The 21,776-nt window shown below is 53.4% G+C and carries 19 protein-coding genes and 1 pseudogene; 12 read left to right on the top strand and 8 right to left on the bottom strand.

Annotated features, from left to right (window positions below):
• Positions 1-224: 224 nt before the first annotated feature.
• Together CYQ09_RS10885 and CYQ09_RS18645 are read right to left on the bottom strand one after the other, a co-directional pair.
• Positions 225-1,895 (bottom strand): DUF1963 domain-containing protein, encoded by a 1,671-nt coding sequence (locus tag CYQ09_RS10885; protein ID WP_162617640.1) that lies wholly within the window; start codon positions 1,893-1,895, stop codon positions 225-227.
• Positions 1,896-2,032: 137 nt separating this feature from the next.
• The gene (locus CYQ09_RS18645; protein WP_162617641.1) at positions 2,033-2,272 is read right to left on the bottom strand and encodes a hypothetical protein; all 240 of its coding nucleotides are present in this window, start codon (positions 2,270-2,272) and stop codon (positions 2,033-2,035) included.
• Positions 2,273-2,328: 56 nt separating this feature from the next.
• On the opposite strand from CYQ09_RS18645, the pseudogene CYQ09_RS10895 reads away from it, so the two are divergent.
• The 7 genes and pseudogenes from CYQ09_RS10895 to CYQ09_RS10925 form a co-directional block, all read left to right on the top strand.
• Positions 2,329-2,535 (top strand): annotated as a pseudogene (locus tag CYQ09_RS10895) (transposase domain-containing protein); the annotation flags it as partial.
• Between the two features lie 261 nt (positions 2,536-2,796).
• Entirely contained in the window at positions 2,797-3,648 is an 852-nt protein-coding gene (locus CYQ09_RS10900; RefSeq protein WP_106745386.1) for a radical SAM protein, read from the top strand.
• Complete coding sequence (locus CYQ09_RS10905; RefSeq protein ID WP_106745387.1) at positions 3,648-4,670, top strand: diiron oxygenase; 1,023 nt, start codon at positions 3,648-3,650, stop codon at positions 4,668-4,670. The genes CYQ09_RS10900 and CYQ09_RS10905 overlap by 1 nt, the downstream gene beginning before the upstream one ends.
• A 35-nt stretch (positions 4,671-4,705) precedes the next feature.
• Positions 4,706-5,386: a class I SAM-dependent methyltransferase gene (locus CYQ09_RS10910; protein ID WP_106745388.1), complete on the top strand. Its 681-nt coding sequence runs from the start codon at positions 4,706-4,708 to the stop codon at positions 5,384-5,386.
• Between the two features lie 16 nt (positions 5,387-5,402).
• On the top strand, positions 5,403-6,665 hold the full coding sequence (locus CYQ09_RS10915) for an MFS transporter (RefSeq protein ID WP_162617642.1): 1,263 nt from the start codon (positions 5,403-5,405) through the stop codon (positions 6,663-6,665).
• Between the two features lie 2 nt (positions 6,666-6,667).
• Complete coding sequence (asnB, locus tag CYQ09_RS10920; protein ID WP_106745390.1) at positions 6,668-8,296, top strand: asparagine synthase B; 1,629 nt, start codon at positions 6,668-6,670, stop codon at positions 8,294-8,296.
• 207 nt (positions 8,297-8,503) lie between these two features.
• Positions 8,504-8,860 (top strand): hypothetical protein, encoded by a 357-nt coding sequence (locus CYQ09_RS10925; RefSeq protein WP_106745391.1) that lies wholly within the window; start codon positions 8,504-8,506, stop codon positions 8,858-8,860.
• Positions 8,861-8,973: 113 nt separating this feature from the next.
• Here the strand turns inward: CYQ09_RS10925 and CYQ09_RS10930 are convergent, their stop codons facing one another.
• From CYQ09_RS10930 to CYQ09_RS10940, 3 genes are all read right to left on the bottom strand, one after another.
• The gene (locus CYQ09_RS10930) at positions 8,974-11,163 is read right to left on the bottom strand and encodes a TRAP transporter permease (RefSeq protein WP_106745392.1); all 2,190 of its coding nucleotides are present in this window, start codon (positions 11,161-11,163) and stop codon (positions 8,974-8,976) included.
• A gap of 87 nt (positions 11,164-11,250) precedes the next feature.
• The gene (locus CYQ09_RS10935) at positions 11,251-12,225 is read right to left on the bottom strand and encodes a TAXI family TRAP transporter solute-binding subunit (RefSeq protein ID WP_106745393.1); all 975 of its coding nucleotides are present in this window, start codon (positions 12,223-12,225) and stop codon (positions 11,251-11,253) included.
• A 124-nt stretch (positions 12,226-12,349) separates the two neighbouring features.
• Positions 12,350-13,264: a LysR family transcriptional regulator gene (locus CYQ09_RS10940; protein WP_106745394.1), complete on the bottom strand. Its 915-nt coding sequence runs from the start codon at positions 13,262-13,264 to the stop codon at positions 12,350-12,352.
• 193 nt (positions 13,265-13,457) lie between these two features.
• Between CYQ09_RS10940 and CYQ09_RS10945 the strand changes: the two genes are divergently transcribed.
• From CYQ09_RS10945 to pyk, 3 genes are read left to right on the top strand one after another with little or no spacing between them, the layout of a single operon-like run.
• Positions 13,458-14,531, top strand: a complete 1,074-nt coding sequence (locus CYQ09_RS10945) for a tartrate dehydrogenase (protein WP_106745395.1) — start codon at positions 13,458-13,460, stop codon at positions 14,529-14,531.
• Positions 14,532-14,541: 10 nt separating this feature from the next.
• A complete protein-coding gene (locus CYQ09_RS10950; protein ID WP_106745396.1) occupies positions 14,542-15,798 on the top strand; it encodes a glycerate kinase type-2 family protein in 1,257 nt (418 codons plus the stop codon).
• A gap of 33 nt (positions 15,799-15,831) precedes the next feature.
• Positions 15,832-17,244 carry a pyruvate kinase gene (pyk, locus tag CYQ09_RS10955; RefSeq protein ID WP_106745397.1) on the top strand — a complete coding sequence of 471 codons (1,413 nt, stop codon included), beginning with the start codon at positions 15,832-15,834 and terminating at the stop codon, positions 17,242-17,244.
• 288 nt (positions 17,245-17,532) lie between these two features.
• On the opposite strand, the gene CYQ09_RS10960 is transcribed toward pyk, so the two are convergent.
• Positions 17,533-18,204, bottom strand: coding sequence for a YqiJ family protein (locus CYQ09_RS10960; protein WP_162617643.1), 672 nt, complete (start codon positions 18,202-18,204; stop codon positions 17,533-17,535).
• Positions 18,205-18,391: 187 nt separating this feature from the next.
• Between CYQ09_RS10960 and CYQ09_RS10965 the strand changes: the two genes are divergently transcribed.
• The gene (locus CYQ09_RS10965; protein ID WP_162617644.1) at positions 18,392-18,802 is read left to right on the top strand and encodes a helix-turn-helix domain-containing protein; all 411 of its coding nucleotides are present in this window, start codon (positions 18,392-18,394) and stop codon (positions 18,800-18,802) included.
• 182 nt (positions 18,803-18,984) lie between these two features.
• On the opposite strand, the gene CYQ09_RS10970 is transcribed toward CYQ09_RS10965, so the two are convergent.
• The gene (locus CYQ09_RS10970) at positions 18,985-19,380 is read right to left on the bottom strand and encodes a RidA family protein (protein WP_106745400.1); all 396 of its coding nucleotides are present in this window, start codon (positions 19,378-19,380) and stop codon (positions 18,985-18,987) included.
• 87 nt (positions 19,381-19,467) lie between these two features.
• Between CYQ09_RS10970 and CYQ09_RS10975 the strand changes: the two genes are divergently transcribed.
• The gene (locus CYQ09_RS10975; RefSeq protein ID WP_106745401.1) at positions 19,468-20,211 is read left to right on the top strand and encodes a helix-turn-helix transcriptional regulator; all 744 of its coding nucleotides are present in this window, start codon (positions 19,468-19,470) and stop codon (positions 20,209-20,211) included.
• Positions 20,212-20,837: 626 nt separating this feature from the next.
• Here CYQ09_RS10975 and CYQ09_RS10985 read toward each other — a convergent pair.
• Entirely contained in the window at positions 20,838-21,653 is an 816-nt protein-coding gene (locus CYQ09_RS10985) for a hypothetical protein (protein ID WP_162617645.1), read from the bottom strand.
• Between the last annotated feature and the right edge of the window lie 123 nt (positions 21,654-21,776).

Consider the following 21,776-nt stretch of genomic DNA (forward strand, 5'->3'; position numbering starts at 1 on the left):
GGTCATAAGCTGCGCAGACCACGAACGGCTGGTCTAGGATGAACTGACTTTCGCTGCACGGCGCATGAACCGGTAAGATGCGGACAAACTTGCCATTGAAAACATCCATCTGAATGTCCGCTTGCAAAAAATGAGCTATCTTTTCTTTCAGTGAGATTGTGTCTGTATTCGAATTTCTTTGGGAGCTAGAATCAAATGAAGACTAAGCTGGTTGCGTTGCAAAACTAAGCCCGTTCCGCTGTTATAAAGGCCTTTTCAAAACGGCGGTTCGTCAGGTCATCCTTTTCGATCCAGAACACCACCCAATCACCATAGAATTCGAAACCAAGGTCAGGGTCGGTCTGAATGGCCAAAAGCCGGATGAGATTTCCTTCTGGTTCTATTTGAGTTTGGCCGCCGAACATATGATGCGTTTTATAGTAGTACGCGTTGGCGGGGTTTCTGGCGAAGTAGACTTGAGCCTCATTGATTTCCTGTGATGTCCCCGTCTGGGTCCGGGTGAATTGTCGGTGCGAAAGCTGCGCGCGGACATGTTCCATACTGTCCAGATATGCTTTGACGATTGCTGTCTCTATAGTGCCATTTTTCGACTTGGTTGTCGATCTGTAGCCGTCAAATGAGAGATACTCGAAGGGGCGGCGTGTATATCCTTCAAGGGGGTGACCGAAGAACGGCGAACCTTCTTCCAGCGTTTCCGGGTAAGGTACGTTTGGACGTTGCCGCAGCGCAAACTCAGAGACATCGGCAGAAGAATAGATAACGCAGTTCATCGCCAGCGACTTGCGGTTGAACGCAATTTCATTGTCTGCGAATGGTTCAAAAAAGAAGAAAAGGGTGCCCCACTCGGGCAGATCAATGCTGCCGTCAATGCGCGGCAAGGTCGCCAAATCGATCTGGGCAAGCAGGTGCTTTGGTATCTTCTTGGTGACAAAATCGGCGTAGACCTCACCATCTTCATCTTCGATTTCCTCCTCGACCTCATAGTCGAAACATGGCCAGTCTATTTCAGGTGGTAAGTTGGCAGCACCTCCCAACCACGACCCGGGACAACCCACCTCATCTGGTCGATCAGTTTTTACCAAGACGAGGCCGGGATGACGTGCCTTTGCCAGCGCTTCATCGATCTCCTGTTGTGATGGGGTGCGTTTCCACTCAGCATAAACGGGGTCTTTCATTCTCTCTTCATGTAAATCTTGAGCCGCATTTTCCTTTTCAGCCCGCTTGTCTTGAAGGTGTTTTTTGTAGGTCTGTACAGGTTCTTGGAGATCCGGGTTAAGGCGGACAATCAATGGCAGCATCTCATACACAAGATGCCCTTCCTTGCTCTCCAGCGACCTCCATTTCCGTATCAGTCCTTCCAAAACAGACAAAAACGCGGGGTCATATTGCGCCTCGTCGTTGTTCAAGACGGCGTTAAGTACAGCCACCGGCCAAAATCGCAAACTTTTTGCCTCCCATTGGGGATGTATACCCACAGAGGCGCGATCTCCATCATGGGTGCGGTCGCGTTCGATGTTACCATTAGGATCACACATGAACTCAAGGACGAGTGCCGCATCGGAACTGGACATGACCGCCACGTTCTCTTGCGCAATCTCCTTGGCCATGCAGTGTAGCCGTTCCGCATCAACATGATATTGTTCAAAGTTATGATGTACGATTGCGCAATGAACCCCACTTTTGTGCATCGCAACGGCAATCCTTGCCAGCATATCACCTTGTTCAGCTTTGGGCCGCCGCAAAATGGATCGGGCCAGTTCGGGGTGATGATCATAAATATTTTCATCGCCCACAATTAACGCTCCGCTCGCGCTTTTTTCTACAAGCAACTGGTTCAGATACGGACTACCGATGTTGCTGCGAAACCCATCGGGCGGTCCAGCAAGTAGTTCCACCAGTGGGACCACAGGTTGAGAACGAGGCTTATCTCTCAAAACACTCAAAATTGATCGGATCGATTTCGGCAGGTTGGGTCGGGGCATTGAGCTCGCGTAATTTGAGAAGTTGAAAGGGCCTTGAGTTCAAGGAAACATTAGCAGACCTTCGCTGCGTTGCGGAATAAATGCAAGATGGGCTCTTCGCGGTCATAAGCTGCGCAGACCACGAACGGCTGGTCTAGGATGAACTGACTTTCGCTGCACGGCGCATGAACCGGTAAGATGCGGACAGTGCGGACTTGTGCAGGTGCGGCTAGTCTGCCTGTTGGAGCCGCATGGCGGTTTGGCATGATTTGCGCGGCCTCGGGTGCGGCTTTGGGAGCAGATATGGTCATTTTGCCTGCATTGTTTGCCACTGTGCTCATGAAGCAAGCGGGCGGTCAAGCCGGTGGCCATTGGCCGCAAAAATTGGATGTTCGCAGGCTCGCAAGGAGGTGGCAAAGCCATGGCAATTGCTTACACCCTGATCGAAACTGCCAAGCTGAACAACGTAGATCCGCAGGCATGGCTGACTTGGGTTCTCGCTCAAATCGCAGACCACAAGATCACCCGCCTCGACGAGCTCACGCCTTGGCGATATGCTGCACAAGCAGCATAACAGAGGCAGTAAACGTCACGCCACAGCGCCTTCAACGAACAGGCACCATGCATGCACCACCCAGCCGGTTCAAAGCAGCCATGGAAAACCTCTTGCGAATAGGAGTGTCTCGCCAAAAACAACTTTTAGGCGGTTTAACGCCAGTAACAAGCCATTTACGGTTGCAAATCGCTCGCTCTGGTTGATATTGGTCGGACCAGAATATCGTTACGTTGCGCGGTGCATCACTTTTTTTCTCCAAATGTTGTTAGGAATCAAATTATGATCAAGCCTGCAAAAATAAGTTGTTCAGCAGATGGAAGCACAAAGTATCTTTGGGAGCTGGAAGATGGGAAGTTCGTTGAAAGCATCTACTTTGAGCTGGACGACAAAGGAATCTATTGCTTATCCAGTCAGGTTGGATGCAATGTTGGTTGCCCTTTCTGCGAAACCGGAAAACAGAAAGTGCTCCGAAACCTTTCATCAGAAGAAATAGTGCAACAGGTCTACGGGCTATTTGAAGACAAAGGATTAAGTCGAATTGACGAGATAGACTATGCTGGTATGGGCGAGCCGTTGCATAACTTTGAAGGAGTCGAGGAGTCATCTGACAGGATGATAACGGAGAATCTGACAGACTTAGTCTCACTAACTACGTCTGGCATCGTGCCCAAGATGAAGTTGCTGCCGGACACTGCGGTTGGCGAACTCTATTTGTCAATGCACGCCTCCGACAATGCCACTCGATCCCTCTTGGTCCCTGTAAATAGGAAGTGGCCAATCGCTGAGACCGTTGACGCAGCCTCCTACGTTGCCGAAAAGCTGGGCCGTACTGTTACAGCAAACTACCTACTTTTTGATAACTTGAATGATGCGGATGGCGATGCCGTGAATTTAGCCAATGCGCTCAACCCTAACGACTTTAGAGTCCAACTGAGTGAATGGAACTTAGTTAGCAATTTCAGATATGTTCCAGCAAAACCAGAGCGTTTCGAAATTTTTGAGGACATGCTAACCGAACGCGGTTACGAAGTATATAAGATGGTCAGTAGTGGTACTGACGTGGGCGGTGGTTGCGGCCAGCTAAGCGCCCAGACACTTGAAGATCTGGCGGTTGCCGGAGATGTTGAGTAATGTGTGGACTGGCGGGGTTTTTTGTCGGCTGTGAATTGGCCGAATCTTGCAAGAAGTCGGCGATATCTTGCGAAAGCATCAAGCGCAACTATGCCTCGCCATTTAGGAATTGGGATAGTAGGGCAAGCGTCCGCTCGGCGCCTCAAAGACAGCTTGGCGATAGCGAAACTCTCTTCCCCTCCGAGCTTGTTCCGATAACAAATCACCCCCTATTTGGCAGGAAGTACGAGCACCTTAGGTCAGTGATTTGTAATCTAGAACTGCTGCGGTTCCTTGACTTCACCACGAAACTGGAAATGGTTGTTGTGAATGATGCGACTGCAAAGGTGGCTCTAGGGTTGTTTCCGTTTGTGCTTGACGACGAAGCTCAGCTGGACGCTCATCGCATCTACGTCGACGAAGCCTACCACTCACTTTTCTCATTTCAGATGGCTCAGAACGTCAGAATACGGTTAGGTCTGAATAACTGCTTTGAGCTGCCTCAACCCGCATTTCTAAGGCGAACAAATGCCTTGGTTTCTGGTTTGGATTCGCAGCTACGGAGGGAGTACGCGAAGTTGTTTTTTGTAATCATCTCAGAGATGTTGATTACGAGTACCCTAAATGAAGCCCGATCCTATTCTGGAGTCGATGAAGGCATAAGGAAATTGATGTCAGATCACTCCAGTGACGAGTATCGTCATCATATATTCTACCGTCAACTTTTAGAGCAGATTTGGCCACAAATAGATATTGATACAAAAGAGTTTTTCCTTTCGAACCTTGAGAGCTTTACTGCCGCCTACTTAAGGCCCGACAAGAAGTCATTGGTCAAAGAGATGCTATTTGCGGGTTTGCAGAGGGATGACGCTGAACAGATTTTTGATGAAACCTACGTACCTGATGTTGTGCGAAGCTATGATCTTGCCTGTACGCAAGAGATTCGAACTGTACTGGCGGATCTAGCTCACAATACAGACGGGTTGTCGCGAGAGCTTGTACTTGGAATATCTACTGGCCACACAGAGAATATCTCCAATTAACGTCAGTTTGAATATAAAGAAGGGCCAATTCAGCTATGACAAGTTTATCGTTAAATGCTAGAAGCTATTGGGATAATCGTGCTCAGGTATTTGAGAAGCAGTTTGAGTTGGCACCAGTACGACGCAAGGTAATTCAGCGGATTATTGAAATTGCCAAACCTAAATCTGACGAAATATTTGTAGATATTGGCATGGGAACCGCGAGACTATTTACCGAGGGCGCGCAACATTTCAAGGCTGCTCGTGACTTGGTCGGGGTCGACATCTCGCCTGAAATGGCAGAAATTGCGAAAAGTCGCATGAAAGATCATGGGTTTAGCAATTTCGAAGCCCATGTCGGTCAGTTTACTTCACTGCCGATCGAAACGGGTTCTGTTGATTGCGTGTTGTCAAGCATGGTCATGCATCACATGGATAACAGTGAGAAACAGCTAGCGATTGCTGAAGTGAAACGGATACTTCATCCTCAAGGGAGGATCGTAGTCGCAGACCAACTGGATTGCTTTCAACAGGAAGTTAGCGAAGATGAATTTAGGGAGGCAATGTATCAAACGTTTTCGTTAGACCCAACAACGCAAACGAGAAGCTCCAAGAACTTTGGGCATCGAGAGCATACCATAAAAATCGGTGAATTTTGTAATTTGTGGACTTCCGCTGGATTTTCCGTTCATCAAGAGGTTCTTGATGACGTGATCGGCATAGTCTATTCGCAGTGAAAAGGCTATAATTAGATTGAATATCAATAAAGTACTCCTATTTGCGGCAAGCCTCCAGTTTCTTGGAACTGCGTCCTTTAATCTCTCCGTGTTTGGAGCGGGCCTGCTACTTTTGAGGGAGGCGGAGTCGATTGTACCCTACATTGCCAATGGCTTTGTAGCCTCCTTCGTGATTGCGTGTTTTGGTCCCTTCGCAGGAAATATCTCAGATCGCATTGGTCGCACACAAAGTAGTTTGATTATCTCGCTTCTGGCTATGGGCGTTTCGATCCTAGCGCTGACTCTTGGCAGCAGCTCAGTTTGGGCATTTCTGACTCTTAGTTTGACGCTGGCCAGTGCGCTCTTCATGTCCACCCTAAGTGTGGTCGCTATGAGTTCTGCTAGGTTGACAAGCTCGAAAGTCGAACAAATTGGCTCGGTACTCTCGAAGGTTCAGATCGCCGAGCAGGCCGGTCGAATAGTTGCCCCACTACTAATAGTTCTTCTATTTCCGATCGGCTTATGGGGTCTTGCCATCACTCAGGCGTTGTTATTCAGCGTTGCAATCTGTGTCATAGTCGCCTTCAGGACGGAGATTGGCAAGTCAGAAACAATGGCGACTCCCAAAGAAGCCAATAAAGCCCTTGCTCCAACTCCCATTCGGGAGATGTTCGGGTTAATTCGACGCGATAGCTTGCTGCGGGTCTTTGCTCCATACTTAGCGGTTTCGACCGCTTGCGTAGAATTGTCAATTCTCGCACTTACTCCGGTAGCCTTGTCAATCATGACGGAGCAACTATTGGCGACTGCTTTCATGATTGCAAATGTTTCGGCAGTGATGGGAGGTCTCCTTGCGACGCGACTGACTCCACGATGGTCCGTTTCTTTCGCAATTTTTATCTTTATTTCGATTGAAGCTGCCGGCGCAATGCTGTTTGCGATGCAATCGCAGACTACTAACCTCTATGTCTATGCGGCCGCGCTCTGTTTCGGATACTTCATCATGCCAACGTCGCTTATATCTGCGCAGGTTGCATGGTTAGCGAACATACCGAAGCAAGATCAAGGTGTTGCCGCCGGGCTCGAACGAACTTCAAGCTGGTTGTTAGTACCCTTGGCCTACCTGATAGGACCACTGGTTGTCCCCCCAAGCTCTACTTCATTCGATCCGGAGGTAGTCTCCGCATTTCGCTCCGTTGCGCTCTACGCCGCAATTGCACTTTTCGTGGCCAGCATACTTTTCCTGATGACCCGGCCCGTCAGACTCCTTATCCAGAAAAATTCTCCGAGGAATGCTTAACGATGTGCTCAATATTCGCGATACTCTCCCATGATCGATTGCCTGATGACGCTCGAAAGGTAGCTGTGCGACAATCCAACCTGATGTCACACAGAGGTCCAGATGCCTCGGGGATTGTAGAGTACCCGAGATCGATCCTGGTTCATAATCGAATTTCAGTTGTTGATGTCTTTTCTGGTGGGCAACCATTACGTAGCCCGACCGATCGATCCGCAGTAGTTGCAAACGCAGAAATTTATAATCACGAACGAATTCGCGAAAGAACTGCTGGCTTCAGTTACGCTACTAGTTCTGATTGCGAAGCGATACTTGGCTTGTTAGAAGTTTTGGGACCCGACGCGATCAACCAATTGGAAGGAATGTTTGCGTTCGCATATGTTAACGATGAGAAACGTGAGTATTGTGTAGCACGAGATCACATAGGCATTCTTTCCTTGTACTATGGATACGACGCATCGGGCCGCCTGTACGTTTCCTCCGAATTGAAGTCGCTTGAGCGAGTTTGTGATTGGTTTGCCGTCTTTCCTCCTGGTCATTACCTGACACACGCCACCCCGGAGCCGGTTCAGTACTATGATCCCGATTGGCGCAAACAAGAAGATGCAGAGCACTTCGCTCATGTAGAGGGAATCAATGATGCATTGACTGCGAGCGTTCGTGCCCACCTCATGTCTGATGTGCCCGTCGGCCTGCTGTTGTCAGGCGGCTTGGACTCATCTCTTATTGCGAGTATTGCAGTAAAGGAAAGTAAAAAACTCGGATTGGGCAAGCTAAAATCTTATTCAGTCGGATTAGATGGTTCACCAGACCTTGAAGCGGCGCGTGATGTAGCCGAATTTTTGGGCACAAGTCATTTTGAGTACATCTTTGATCCGGAAGAAGGAATCGACGCCCTAGAAAGCACTATATACCATTTGGAATCTTATGATGTTACGTCTGTTAGGGCATCGGTGCCGATGTACTTAATTGCGCGCCGGATTCGAGGTGACGGGACAAAGGTGGTTTTGACAGGCGATGGAGCGGATGAGGTTTTTGGCGGGTATCTGTATTTTCACTATGCTCCATCTGCTTTAGAACTACACAAAGAATGCGTAGATAAGTTGGGCATGATGCATCTCTATGATTGCATGAGGGCCAACAAGACCATGTTGTCCTGGGGCGTTGAGCCGCGAGTCCCGTTTTTGGACAAAGCATTTCTCGACTATGCAATGACTGTCGATCCTCGGTTGAAACTGCCTAGCAAGGACAAAATGGAGAAATTCATTCTCAGGAATGCGTTTAGAGGTTACCTGCCTGATCAAGTACTCTGGCGACAAAAGGAGCAGTCGTCAGATGGGGTTGGTTACTCTTGGATTGGTAGTCTCAGGAGCTATGCAGAGGCCAGTGTTTCGGACCGGCAGTTGACCGATGCGGCCCACCGGTACAAGCTGAATACTCCCCGAAGCAAAGAGGCTTTGCTTTATCGGAACATCTTTTCTAGCCTGTTTAGCAGTACATCTGCGGCGGAATGCGCACCAAGTGCGAAATTCGGTGGTAATGCAACCAACCGATCTCACAAGTGGCTTGGCAGCAAATTCAGTTCCGACCCCTCTGGTCGTTCAATCTCAAGTATTCATTCAAGTTTTTCTTGAAGCGGTCGGTGACGTTGAAGAAGTGCGGCTCACTTTAGTTAAGAGGTCCTCTCCGTCCCGCAACCCGGTCATCTGGTTCTCGGTTTCGCGGCATCAGGCCTGAAGGCCCGCTCTTTCTGCCGCGCTGCAACAGATATCAGTGGGGTTCACCGGACGCATAAAGGAGTGCTGTGGGCGTCGGGAGAACCGGCTGCCTTGGCAAGAAACATGACTTCATTTTCTGATGACGATTTCTATCGTCCACCTGCACCAACAACTGCTGGGTTAATGTTCCCTGCGCGTTCGAAGCAGACCGTACGTGGTTTCACACTGGCGAAGACGCCAGCTGAGAAGCATTGGCGGCAGATCATCAGCGCCAGCCAAGGCGAACGGGAAACCTGCCTCCTGACACTGGCGATGCCAAACCTTTGGAATCTATTCGATCATGTGCAGTGGAATGCGGCAAGGGCGGGAAGCGGGCATTCGCTGCGACGCGGCGAATGGACTGTTGCTATGGTCTGCCCGCCGAAGGTGGCGGTACCGGCAGCTCAATCACGCGGTGATGGAGACGATGATGCAAGTTAGGCCGCGGCGGTTTCGTCGCCCAGACTTGCCCCCTAAGGTTGCCAGAGCCATGGCCGTTCACAAATAGAGGCAGCCGCAGTTGCCCTGCTGGCTGCCTCCGTCATCTTTCATCATCACGTTGCCGCGTTTAAGGCCGCACCGCGCTTCTGGTAGACAACCAGCAGGATTGCGAGGCCCAAGCCAATGGCGTCTGTCGCCCATCCGCCCGCGATCATGAACAGCCCTGCGACCAGCACAAGGGCGCGGACAGCGGCACTGGCGTGCCCCACCAGCCACCCCTGCACGGCGCACGAGAGCAGATAGACACCAATCACAGCCGTAATCGCGATGTGGATGATTTCAATCCAGCTGCCCTGCAGCAGCATCGCCGGAGAATAAAAGAACATGTAGGGCACTACGAAGGCCGCAAGACCGATCTTGAAGCTTTCAACACTGGTTTTGACAGGGTCTGACCCAGCCAGCGCGGATCCCGCATAGGCCGCCAAAGCCACAGGCGGTGTGATGGCTGACATGACTGCAAAGTAGAAGATGAACAGGTGCGCGATCAGCGGTTCGACGCCAAGGTTTACCACACCCGGTGCGATGACACTGGCCGCAACAGCGTAGGCGGCTGTAGTTGGCATCCCCATCCCCAACACGATGGAGACCACCATCGCAAAGAACAGCGCCAGAAGCTGGCTTTGATCCGCAAGCGTCAACAAGACAGTGGAGAATCGCGACCCAATCCCTGTCAGTGCGATAACCCCGACGATGATACCTGCCGTCGCGCAAACCGCGACCAGCTGCAGAACCATCCGCGCACCATTGTCTAGCGCGTGGAAAAGCTGCTTTGGCCCCATTTTATGCGGTGTCAGCCACGACACAACCGCCGCTGTCATCATCGCGAGTGTGCCGCAGCGAATGACGGAATAGCCCGCAAAGAGTGCTGAAATCAGAACGATGATCGGCGTCAGCAGATAGATTTGACGCACCAGCACGCCGAACTTTGGCAGTTGGTCCCGCGGCAGGCCTTTCAGGTTCGCCTTTTGCGCGGCCAGATCGATCATGAAGTAAACCGAGATGAAATAAAGCGCGGCGGGGATGATCGCGGCAGAGACGATCGCCATGTACGAAATCCCGGTGATTTCAGCCATTATGAACGCACCTGCGCCCATGATCGGCGGCATGATTTGCCCACCTGTCGAGGCCGCAGCCTCGACTGACGCGGCGGTCTGGGGCTTGTAGCCGACCTTTTTCATCATCGGGATCGTCAGGGATCCGGTGGCCACTACGTTGCCCGCGGATGTGCCGTTGATCATGCCCATCAGGCCGGATGCAAAGATCGCCACTTTGGCAGGGCCGCCGCGTTTGTGACCGGCAGCTGCAAAGGCGAGGTTGACGAAGTATTCACCAACACGGGTGGTTTGCAGGAAGGCCGCAAAGATCACGAACAGGATGATATAGGTCGACGAAATCGCAATCGGCGCGCCGAGGATCCCATTGTCGGTGTAGATATAGGAAAAGAAGCGTTTGGCGTCGTAGCCACGGTGCTCAAAGATGCCGGGCAACCACGGGCCAAGGAAGGCATAGGCCACGAAGACGCCGGCAATGATGACCAATGCCATACCGGCCAAACGTCGTGTCAACTCAATGATCAGGATCACGCCGGTTACAGCCGCCCACATATCGCCAGGCAGGGCCATAGGCATACCGGCGCGTAGCTGAAGTTGACGGGCAAAGAAGATCAGGTAGGCAGTAGCGACAACGGCGGCGACGGCCAAAAGGATGTCAGCGAGTGCGAACTGGCGCCGATCCCGCTGCGGGAAAAACCATCCATGGAATACTGCCAAAGCAGACCCCAAGGCCAGCGGAATGCCGAATGTCGACATCGCCCAAGCTGGCGGAAGGGCGTTGCCCATGACACGGCCATTGATCCAGATCGCAGCCACGGCAACGGCACCGTAAAGAATACCCGCGGCCGCCAGAGCCAAAACGCCAAGCGAGAGAGGGTTGCGCTCCTTTTGAGCAGTGGAACCGGACAGTGTTGTCGCACCGAACAACAAGAACCCAAGAAACAGACCGCCGCCCACGTGGCTGAGGCGGTAGGCCCAAGTCTCAAGCGGGTAGACGTTCATGACCAAGAGGTGAAAGACCGAATAGGCGACGCACAGGGCCGCGACGATTATGTTGCGCGTTCCTTGAAGGTCCCTTTGGTTGCTGGTCAGGGCCTCTTCATCGACATTCGCCTTAGCGGTCTCCTGCTCAATGACAGACAGAGTGGGGTCAACGCTGGTCCGGATGGCGGTGTCTTGGGGGTTTTTCATTTTTTAGACTGCCCGAAAAAGAAGGTGAAAGAAAAACGCGGGCGGGAACAAGTTCAACCGCCCGCGTCAAAACAGATTGTAATCCGCTTATTTCAGATCGTCAGAGATCTCGTAGCCGTTCTCTTCGAACCAGCGCACAGCACCGGGATGGAAGGGAACAACCGCGTTCTTCACAACGTTTTCTGCCAGTGTCTCACGGGCGGCGGCGTGGTTCTGAACCATGCGCTCGTGATTTTCCATGGCCAGTGCTGTGATCTCATAGGCCAGGCTTTCAGGCATGTCCTGATGGGCGATAGCGAAGTTCCACAAGGATACAGTCTGGAGATCCTCTGGCTGATCCTCATAGGTGTCAGCAGGGATGGTGAACGGTGCCATAGCCGGCACGATTTCCATCATCTGGTCCAGCGTTTCCTCATCCATAGAGATGAAGCGCACGTCGTTTTCGACAGCCAGCTGTGCATAGGCACCCGTTGGAAGACCTGCAGCATATACGAAGGCATCAATCAGGCCGTCTTTTAGCTGACCGGCTGTATCCGAACCACCTGCGTTGGAAATGTTCACGCCATCGTAGCCTTCGGCGTTTTCAAAGAAGCGTGTCCAGTAGGTTGCAGATGTGCCGCCAGCAGGGCCAACACCAACACGCATGCCTGCCATGTCTTGGAAGTTCATGATGTCAGAGCTGGAAAGGACAGCCGCCTGCAGCGGTGTCTGGTACATCGGGAACAGCGCACGTACGTTTTCATGTGGCACGCCTGGCATCAGCGGGCTTTCGCCACGGCGGGCTTCGTCAGCGGGCCCGAGGGTTACGAACCCCATCTGGTGCTCGCCTGTCTCAACTAGCGTAACGTTCTGAACAGGGCCACCGGTGATTTCAACGCCGGCGTTCAGGTCCAGCGCTTCGCTGATCATGGCGCCGAAACCGCTGCCATAGGTAAAGTATGTGCCGCCTTGGCTACCTGTGCCGATTGTCAGGCTGTTCGGCCATCCATCACGATCCTGCGCGGATACGGGAAGCGCGATGGCAGCACACAGGGCAGCTGCGGTGAAAGTTGCAAATTTCATGAATTTTCCTCCTCCAAGGTATGTCCTCCAATGCGCCTCCGGAAACGGAAGGCATCTGGTAGCATGATGGGAAGAACCACGGCACATCGCTACACGCCAGAATTTATATTCTAAATCGATATAATTAAGCTGTGCGTTCCAATTCGGGCAGGTTCTTCTCAAGAACAGATAAAAACGCATCCCGTCGTTCGTCGCGGGTGCCACGGGTCCATGCCGCAGCCAGAATCAATTTTGAACGGGTTGTGCCTTGTGGGATCGACAATGGAACAAAGGCCACGCCAGGCACCTGAAACCGCGAGGTCCATCGCGGCACGATCGCAAGACCTGTGCCTGCTGCGACCAGATTCACGATCGTTTGTTTTTCCTCGGCGATCTGCGCGATACGCGCGGTCAGACCCACATCAACGAACAGCTTGATCGTCAGGTCGTGTGAGTGGGGTCGTGACCGGCGATCCGGCACAATAAGTGGCTCATCAGCGAGGTCAGAGATCGCGATAGAGCTGTTCGCCGCCAAACGGTGCGCTTCCGGCAAGGCAACGACCGCCGTCTCGAAAAACAATGTCCTAAAATTGAGCCTGTTGTCACGCACGTCAGGCGGGCGACAAAACGCAATATCAATAGACCCACTCAAAAGCTTTGGCAAAAGGTGGATTGTCTTTTGCTCGAACAACTGGACTTCAAGATCCGGTAGGTCCTTACGAACCATCATAAGCAACTGCGGCATCAGTCCTGCCGCCGCACTGTCGATTGCGCCAACCCTAAGAACAGGCGTTTCGGACTTTCTGACATCCCTGATTTTAGCCTCAAGACGTTCGGCTTGCGCGACCAAAGCTCTGGCGTCTTCCAAAATACTGTTACCGGCTTCCGTCAGGGATACAGACCGCGTCGTGCGCACGAACAGGCGGGTCTCAAGTTTTTCTTCAAGCAGGCGGATCTGACGCCCTAAAGAGGCCGGTAAAATATTCAGCGATTGCGCCGCCCTGCCAAAATGAAGGGTTTCGGCCACGGCAAGAAAACTTTTGATCTGCGTAATGTCCAAGGCGAAATCCCAACAAGACTATTTCACTTCAGTATATAATCCTGTGCCGATTGAGCGCAATGAATTATGAGGGGTAGCTTCACAACAAGTGCCGGAGGGACATTCACGGATCGAAAGCAACACGGACCGTGTGGCTTTCTTCTTCAAACGTCAATCCAATGTCACGCAGACCTTATTAGATCGGAAGAATGCTATGAAAACATACAAAATCGCCTCAATTCCTGCTGATGGCATCGGGCCCGAAGTTATTGCGGCAGGTCACCAAGCGCTTGAGGCGTTGGCGCGTCGTGACGGTGGTTTTGAGTTTGACGTCACTGAATTTGACTGGAGTTCTGAGCGCTACAAACGCACTGGCGCCTTGATGCCCGAAGACGGGACCGAGCAGTTGAAAAAATTCGACGCGATCTTTTTCGGCGCGGTTGGCGCGCCTGATGTGCCGGACCACCTGACACTCTGGGGGCTTCGCCTTCCGATCTGCCAAGGGTTCGATCAATACGCCAACGTGCGCCCCACCCGCATTCTGCCGGGCATTTCCGCCCCCCTTGAAGGGGTGGGCCCTGGTGATCTGGATTGGGTCATTGTTCGCGAAAACTCCGAAGGTGAATATTCCGGTGTGGGTGGCCGCGCGCATAAAGGCATGCCTGAAGAGGTCGCCACCGAAGTGTCCATCTTTACCCGCGTCGGGGTTGAACGGATCATGCGCTATGCGTTCAAGCTTGCGCAATCTCGCCCCCGCAAGTTCCTGACGGTCGTGACAAAATCCAACGCGCAGCGCCATGGCATGGTTATGTGGGACGAGATCGCGCTGGAAGTGTCCAAGGATTTTCCCGACGTGGAATGGGACAAGATGCTGGTCGACGCGATGACCGTGCGCATGGTCAAAGACCCCAAATCACTCGATACAATTGTTGCCACCAACCTGCACGCCGATATCCTGTCGGATCTGGCCGGTGCTTTGGCCGGCTCGCTCGGTGTTGCGCCAACAGCCAACATCGACCCCGAACGCCGCTTTCCTTCGATGTTTGAACCGATCCACGGCTCGGCGTTTGATATCACGGGCAAAGGCATCGCTAACCCAGTCGCGACATTCTGGACCGCCAGCCAGATGCTGGAACATCTGGGTGAAAGCGCGGCTGCAGAACGCCTGATGCGGGCGGTGGAAAAGGTCTGCGCCGACGGCATCATGACCCCAGACGTGGGTGGCACGGCGAATACGCAGGATGTCACCGATGCGGTCTGCGAAGCGATCCGCGGCGAAAACATCTGAGGGCTGACCCATGAACGACGACGATGCAGCGGCGCTTTTGCGCCGAATGATGACGGCTGCCATTGAGGCTGCCGATCCGACGACTGTTCTGGCATCTCACCTCCCAGAGAAGCCGACAGGCCGCTGTATCGTCGTCGGGGCGGGTAAATCCGCTGCAGCGATGGCCGCAGCGCTCGAAACAGCTTGGCCCGATGTCGATCTTTCGGGCGTGGTTGTGACGCGCTACGGACATTCTGTCCCCACATCACGCATAGCGGTGCGTGAAGCATCGCATCCAGTTCCCGATACCGCAGGGTTGAACGCCGCGCGCGAAATCATGCAAACAGCCGCCGCCGCTGGTGAAGGCGACCTTGTGATCGCGTTGATATCAGGTGGTGGGTCCTCGCTGATACCAATGCCGGTTGCCCCGCTGACCTTAGACGAAAAGATCATCGTCAACAAAATGCTACTGTCGTCGGGCCTGACGATTGAGGATATGAACAAAGTCCGACGCAGGCTTTCACTGATTAAAGGCGGAGGGCTTGCCCGTGCGGTGCATCCAGCCAAATTGGTTACTTTAGCAATCTCGGATGTCCCGGGCGACGATCCCGCCGCAATCGCATCGGGACCCACGGTTCCGGACCCGACCGCGGGCGAAGATCTTAGCCCTCTCGTCGACCGCCTTGGCACCGATCTGCCCCACGCCGCGCGCAGTATCCTTCTGGCGCCCACAAAAGAGCAGCCCCCCTTTGATGTGGATTACCGGCTTATCGCCACGCCCCAGCTGTCACTTGAGGCCGCAGCCAGTGTCGCCCGCGAGGCTGGTCTGACGCCGACTATCCTTGGCGACGCCCTTGAAGGCGAGGCGCGTGAATTGGGCATTGCAATGTCGGGGATGGCGACATGGGTCGCACGTCAAAAAGCACCCTCATCCCCCCCGGCTGTTTTGCTGTCGGGCGGCGAAACGACCGTTTCAATCGGCGGTACAAAGCCCGGTCGAGGGGGACGCAACACCGAATTTCTTCTCAGCCTCGCGGTCGCGCTGAACGGGCGCGCCAACATTCATGCGCTTGCGGCAGACACCGACGGCATCGACGGCACTGAAGACGCAGCTGGTGCCATCATCGGGCCGGATACGCTGGCCCGGGCCCAACGGGTTGGCATGAGCCCTAAGCACCACCTGGCGCGACACGACAGCTACAGTCTTTTCGACGCCACGGGCGACCTGATCAAGACAGGCCCGACCCTCACCAATGTAAATGATTTTCGCGCTGTGCTTGTCCGCTGACAGGCCCGCACGAACCGACCCGAAGGATACCACATGATCCGCGATAGACGCGCCAAAATCGTTGCAACAGTAGGCCCCGCAAGCGCGTCGCCCTTCATGCTGCGAAACCTGTTCAACGCGGGCGTTGATACCTTCCGCTTGAATTTTAGCCACGGCGAACACGACATCCATGCCCTAACAATCTCTGCCATTCGCAAACTTGAACAAGACGTCGGCGCCCCCATCGGCATTTTGCAGGACTTGCAGGGACCGAAGATCAGGCTTGGTCGTATAATAGGCGGATCACGCAATCTGGACCGCCATGAAAAGGTGTGCTTCCTTCCCTCGGACACGGTCGAGGATGACACCTGCCTGCCGCTGCCGCACCCCGAAATCTTCGAAGCCATCGAGCTGGGCCACCGCCTTTTCATCGACGATGGTCGGGTCCGCCTGAAAGTGACGGGCAAGCAAACGGGCCAGATCGAGGCCGAAGTCCTTGAGGGCGGTAAGGTAAGTGACCGTAAGGGCGTGAACCTGCCCGATTGCATGCTTGATCTGCCGGTGCTGACTGAGAAGGACCGTAAAGATCTTCACTTCGGGCTGAAAAACGGGGTCGACTGGGTCGCGCTGTCTTTTGTGCAACGGGCCACAGACCTTGACGAAATCACTGCGATCATTGATGGCCGCGCAGGCCTGATCTCGAAAATAGAAAAGCCCTCCGCGCTGGAGGATATCGAAGCAATCGTTGATAAATCCGACGCGATCATGATTGCGCGGGGTGATCTTGGGGTTGAAATCCCGCCCGAGGATGTGCCCGCCCGCCAAAAGGAAATCATCACCCTGTGCCGGCGCACCTGCCGTCCGGTGATTGTTGCGACGCAGATGCTGGAGTCCATGGTCGCTTCGCCAACCCCGACCCGCGCTGAAGCCTCTGACGTCGCGACGGCCATCTACGACGGCGCGGACGCGGTGATGTTATCGGCGGAAAGCGCCACGGGTGATTTCCCGACAGAAGCCGTCGAAGTGATGGACCGGATCATTCGCTCGACCGAGGGGCATAGTTTCTACGCGGCGGCCATGTCATCATCGCGCGAAGCCTGCCTAAGCGATGCCGACGCGATTGCCGACACAGGCGCAACACTGGCCTGTGCTTTGAACGCCGCTTGCATCACGGCCTATTCCATGAGCGGTTTGACGGGGCTGCGGGTGTCCGCGCGCCGCCCGAAACTGCCCCTTGTGGTCATGACCCGGGACCGTTGCGTGGCGCGTCGAATGGCGTTGGTTTGGGGCGCGCGATCTGTCTTGGAATCCTCCGCCGTCGATTACGACAGCATGGTCGAAACAGCCAAGGCTGAATGTCGGCGGCTATTACCGCCAGAGACTGGTGAAAAGATGGTGGTCTTGTCCGGCGTTCCGTTCGGCCAGATCGGCAGCACAAACAACATTCGCGTGGCCACGTTGCGATAGCGCGGCCCTCGGGCAGGTTATGGTGTTAGCTACGGCTTCGCGCTTCAAGTGCCATTGGCCCCCAAAAAACTAAAATTAAACTGGTGTTTTTACGCTGCAATGCAGCGTTAACTGGCAAATTGAAAGTCTGCTAAGGGCCGTTTGTGTCGACGCTGATTTTTCCTATTTCAAAAGCACTTTAAATATAAGCAGGCCGACAATCATGCCCGCAGTCGTAAGAATGGTTGTGAGGTCCATCTAGTACTCCTTCGAATGGAATTAATTCAGTTTTATGTTTGGGGACGCGGTTTAGATGACAAAGAACTTGTCACCGCGCTTGCGGATAAGTGTGACGTCACTGCCTTCATGAAAGACACCGTCATCATCCAATGGTTCGACCCGCAGGTAGTGCATGTTGCCATGCCGATCTTTGATCTTAGCCTCGGCGGGGTGGCCACGTGTGGCGGTGCCTTGAGTTATCGTCCCGCGATGCCCACCCAAGAAGCGAACGCGCATTGCGCTGGTCTCTGTTTTGGGCATGATCAGTCCAACCCAGTTCGCAATGACTCGGGTGACAGCCAAGGCTGGAACTGTCGCAATGACAACAGCAAGAAGAGTGAATAGCGGCGTTCCGAGCAGGGATGTCGCAAGGGACTGTATTCCAAGACCAAATAGCCCGAACATTGTCAAAAACGAAACGAGCCAGATAAGAAATGGCACGTCGCGGGCACCGATCCATGTCAGAATATCCGAAGGTGTTGCTGCCACATCACCCGCAACATCAATTTCCAATGGTTCGATATCAATGTCTGCTGTCAGATCAAAGTCAGCATCAACGTCGATGTCTGGCCCCTCACCACCTAATCCCAAAACGGTGGCACCTAAAAACAAGCTAAAGATTTCAATTAAGAAAAGCCCAGCAGTTACAGCAAGCGCAATAGAAAATGGGAATGACCCTTCAGCCACAAATTGTTCAAACATCGTCTCTCCTTCAATTTTTATATAGTACATAATCACAAAAATGTTAGGGATATATATGCAATTTTTTAAAAATAAAAATAATTAGATAGTATTTCATAAGTAAATGTATATATTTTGTTGCACCAGTCGACACTCCGACCAGAGGAATACTATGCCGGACTTTATGCAACGTAGGCGTTGGGCGAGAATGCTGGACCGCAGTTCAGAACTAGTTGCTGATTTGCAGGTACCTGAAAAAGGCTGGATTGCGACGATGCGGCTCGCGTTAGGTATGTCCGCCGAGCAGGTCGCTGTGCGCAAAGGCGTGAGCCGAAACGCTGTTTACCAAGCAGAACGGAGCGAAAAAGAAGGGTCAATATCCCTCAAGCAAATGGAAAACTTAGCGTCTGCAATGGGCGGTAGATTTGTGTACGCTATTGTCCCGAGCGCGCCAATCGACCAACTTAAGTACCACCAAGCCATCCAGCGCGCACGTGAAATGTCCACCCACACAAATGGGTTCGCAAATTGGTCAAAAGAAGATCAACAAGACTGGATTGATGACGTCGCGGCACAGCAGTTACACGACATGCCACCTGATTTTTGGGACAATAGCTGAAGGACCTATGCCGCGTCGAACCATGAGCGTCCGATGTTGCGTGAGGATCATTTAGGCAAAGGGGATATGACTAAGCCAAACGCCCGTTGTCGTCAGGGTGAAGGCGTGGCCTACGCCGAAGTCCGCTAAGCGGACAAGGCGGCCATTGGCACTTGTTCCTCCAATGGCCGCTTTGGCGTGCGTCAGGCCGCTGCAGTCGCTTCAATCTCGAACAGCAATCCGGGAATGGCGAGACGTGTCACACCCAACAGTGTCATGGGCGGGGCAACCTGATGGGGCCCGAACCGCATGCCCATCAGGTCGAAGTTCTTTAGGGCCTCGTCTACATCTGTTACGTAAACCCCGAGCTTGATCACATTGCTCAGGTCCATCCCTGCGCGTTTCAGGACGGCTTCGAGATTGTCGAGCGCCAGGCTGATCTGCGCGCGCATATCGCCTGGATGCTGCGGATTGCCTTCGTCATCCACTGCGGTCTGGCCTGCACAGATCACTTGCCGCGTCGCGCCCTCTATCACCTCGGCCTGATTGTAGCCCAGCTTGATCGACCAATCCCAGGGGTTCACTGCCGTCCGTTCCATGTCGCAATCTCCTTGTTTTCAGTTGCTGGAATCGGTGTAGGTCAAAATAGTGCCAAATACTGTCACCATTTGTGATAGGGTTGAGATATGAACCCCAGACTCAGACATGACGCCATCGTGCGCAGCCTTCGCCGCAACGGCACATCCACTGTTGATGCACTGGCCGAAGAGGTTGGTGCCTCCCGCCGGACCGTGTTGCGCGATATCGGCGCACTGCGGGACGAAGGCTATGTGATCCATTCCGACGTCGGCCGCGGCGGTGGCCTCCAGCTTGACCCACAATCGATGCAGACACGGGCCAAGTTGTCCGTGCCCGAAGTGTTCGCGCTGCTGATCAGCGTCGCGGCGATGCGAGCGGCCGGGAATCTACCCTTCTCGGAACTTGCCGACGCGGGGTTGGCCAAGATCGAAAAGGCCTTGCCGTCGGATAAGGTGAAAGACCTACGCACGTTTTTGGAATGCCTGCACATCGGCCAGCTGTCACCTTTGCAGGATTTGTCGGACATGGGGAAAATGGACCCCGACTTGCTTGGGGCCTTTGAGACAGCTTTTCTGGGCCGACACTTGATCCGGTTCGACTATAGCGATGCAAAAGGGCGCAAGACCGAGCGCCGGGTGGAGCCACAAGCCATGCTGATATTGCCACCCCTATGGTATCTCGTCGGCTGGGACCCTGCTCGCGACGACTTCCGCCATTTCCGCATGGACAGGATCAGCAACCCGGAAGCGGTTCCGAATACAAGCTTTCGCCGTCGGCATGTGCCGTTCGAAGATGATGTCTGTCCTTACAGCGAATTGCACCCGGAGCGTCGAAGCAGTCATTCCTGGTAAGTGCAGCATCCGGCACATTGGGCTCTTTCGAGACATTCGCCGCGCGCGGCATGAAGGTCCGCAATTGAATTTGGGTCAGAAATGCTTGACGTTTGGGTCAGAATTGAATGACGTGATTTTCTTGTTTTCTGAAGTTATGCTTGCCGAAAGAGTCAAAGGTGCGCGACATTCCACACCCCATATAAAACGCCAAGCAGTTTTGACCTTTCCGTCAAGACTTTGACCCAAAGTGTTTTATCTTGCCTCCAGACCATCGGTTGCCCCCCCTTCATTGGTGCAGGTTTCTGTAAGAACCGCTGTAAGCGGGTCGTCCTGAAACCTTGCCACGTGGCGAACGCGGATGGGGGCGAGGCAATGCTATTCGACGGAAGTGGTGCGGCCCGCAGCGAAGCGAGGACACGGTTCTGTCTAATAGGGTTGCCCGAGGGGGAAGGCCGCGCCTTCACCCTGACGACAATGGGCGTTTGGCTTAGCCAAGCCGACCTCCAGAGGCAAGTTGAGATGCTGCACCTGCAGCCCGCATTGCCGACATTCGCCGCGCGCGCACAATGCCTGAGGGTTCGAATTCACAGTTCGCGGACTTTACTGCCATTCAATCTGGCGGGATGAGTGACCGCTTCCCGGGCTCAGTCGCGATGCGCTGTCTCTGCGTCTCGAATCTTTTGATCGTCAAGCCGACCCATTGCGTCATCAATCCAGATAAGAAGTTGCGCGCGGATCGACACCCGATCAAATTCTCGGACTATTCCAAGCGTGGTTCCATGGCCGTTTTGGGTCATACGGAATTCATAGCTTCCCTGAGACACTGGGGCGGTCTCTGTCGCGTCGGGAACCTCGAACGTAAAGCGGTATCTGTGGTGCGGTTCGTTGACTTCAATCGTGTTAATTTCCTCAATCTTGGCAAGTTCGCCCGACCGTTCAATTTCGCGATAACTAACGTCTGGATCGATCCATTCCATTGAAAGCGTGTCTTTACTTCCATAGTCGAGGAAGGTGTCTGGTGTAACGGTCAGGTAAGGCCAAAGCTCTTCCGGCGGCAGTTTGGATGTCGCGCAACTGCGTAGGCGTCTGGGGCGGCAGGGAAGATAGCGGTCCAACCATGCTCCGCCATAAACAGTAAAAATCAGATAACAGAGCAAGATGCCAAAGACGCTGGTGGATGTAGGAAGCCCGCCATCCACATCGCTGCTAAAGGCCCCCATGAGGCTAAGTACTGGGATCGACAGGGCAACAGACTCAGCCGAGTGCCTGATCTTTGGAAAGAGAACGACAAGGATCACTAAGGCCGTTGTCAGACCCACCATAAAAGCGAGGCCAGCAATGATCGGAAAAGGTATTCCAAGAAAGACGCTGGTGGAGTTGAAAAAGGCGAAATAGCCACCAAGAAATGTTGCCGCAGCTACTATCGTTAGCCGGCGTCGCTCGCGATATAGGCGTTTCATAAACCAGCGCATGGGAATCCTAATAATTGCCTGAACGCTCGGTAACTTGCTGTTGTGTCATAAATTTGACTTCTTCTGGCCCAGAGCCTTGAACGTCAAAAATCCGCGAAGGTCCAGCCGTTT

Origin of the sequence: Yoonia maritima (assembly GCF_002933395.1) — a bacterium.
GTDB classification, from domain to species: domain Bacteria; phylum Pseudomonadota; class Alphaproteobacteria; order Rhodobacterales; family Rhodobacteraceae; genus Yoonia; species Yoonia maritima_A.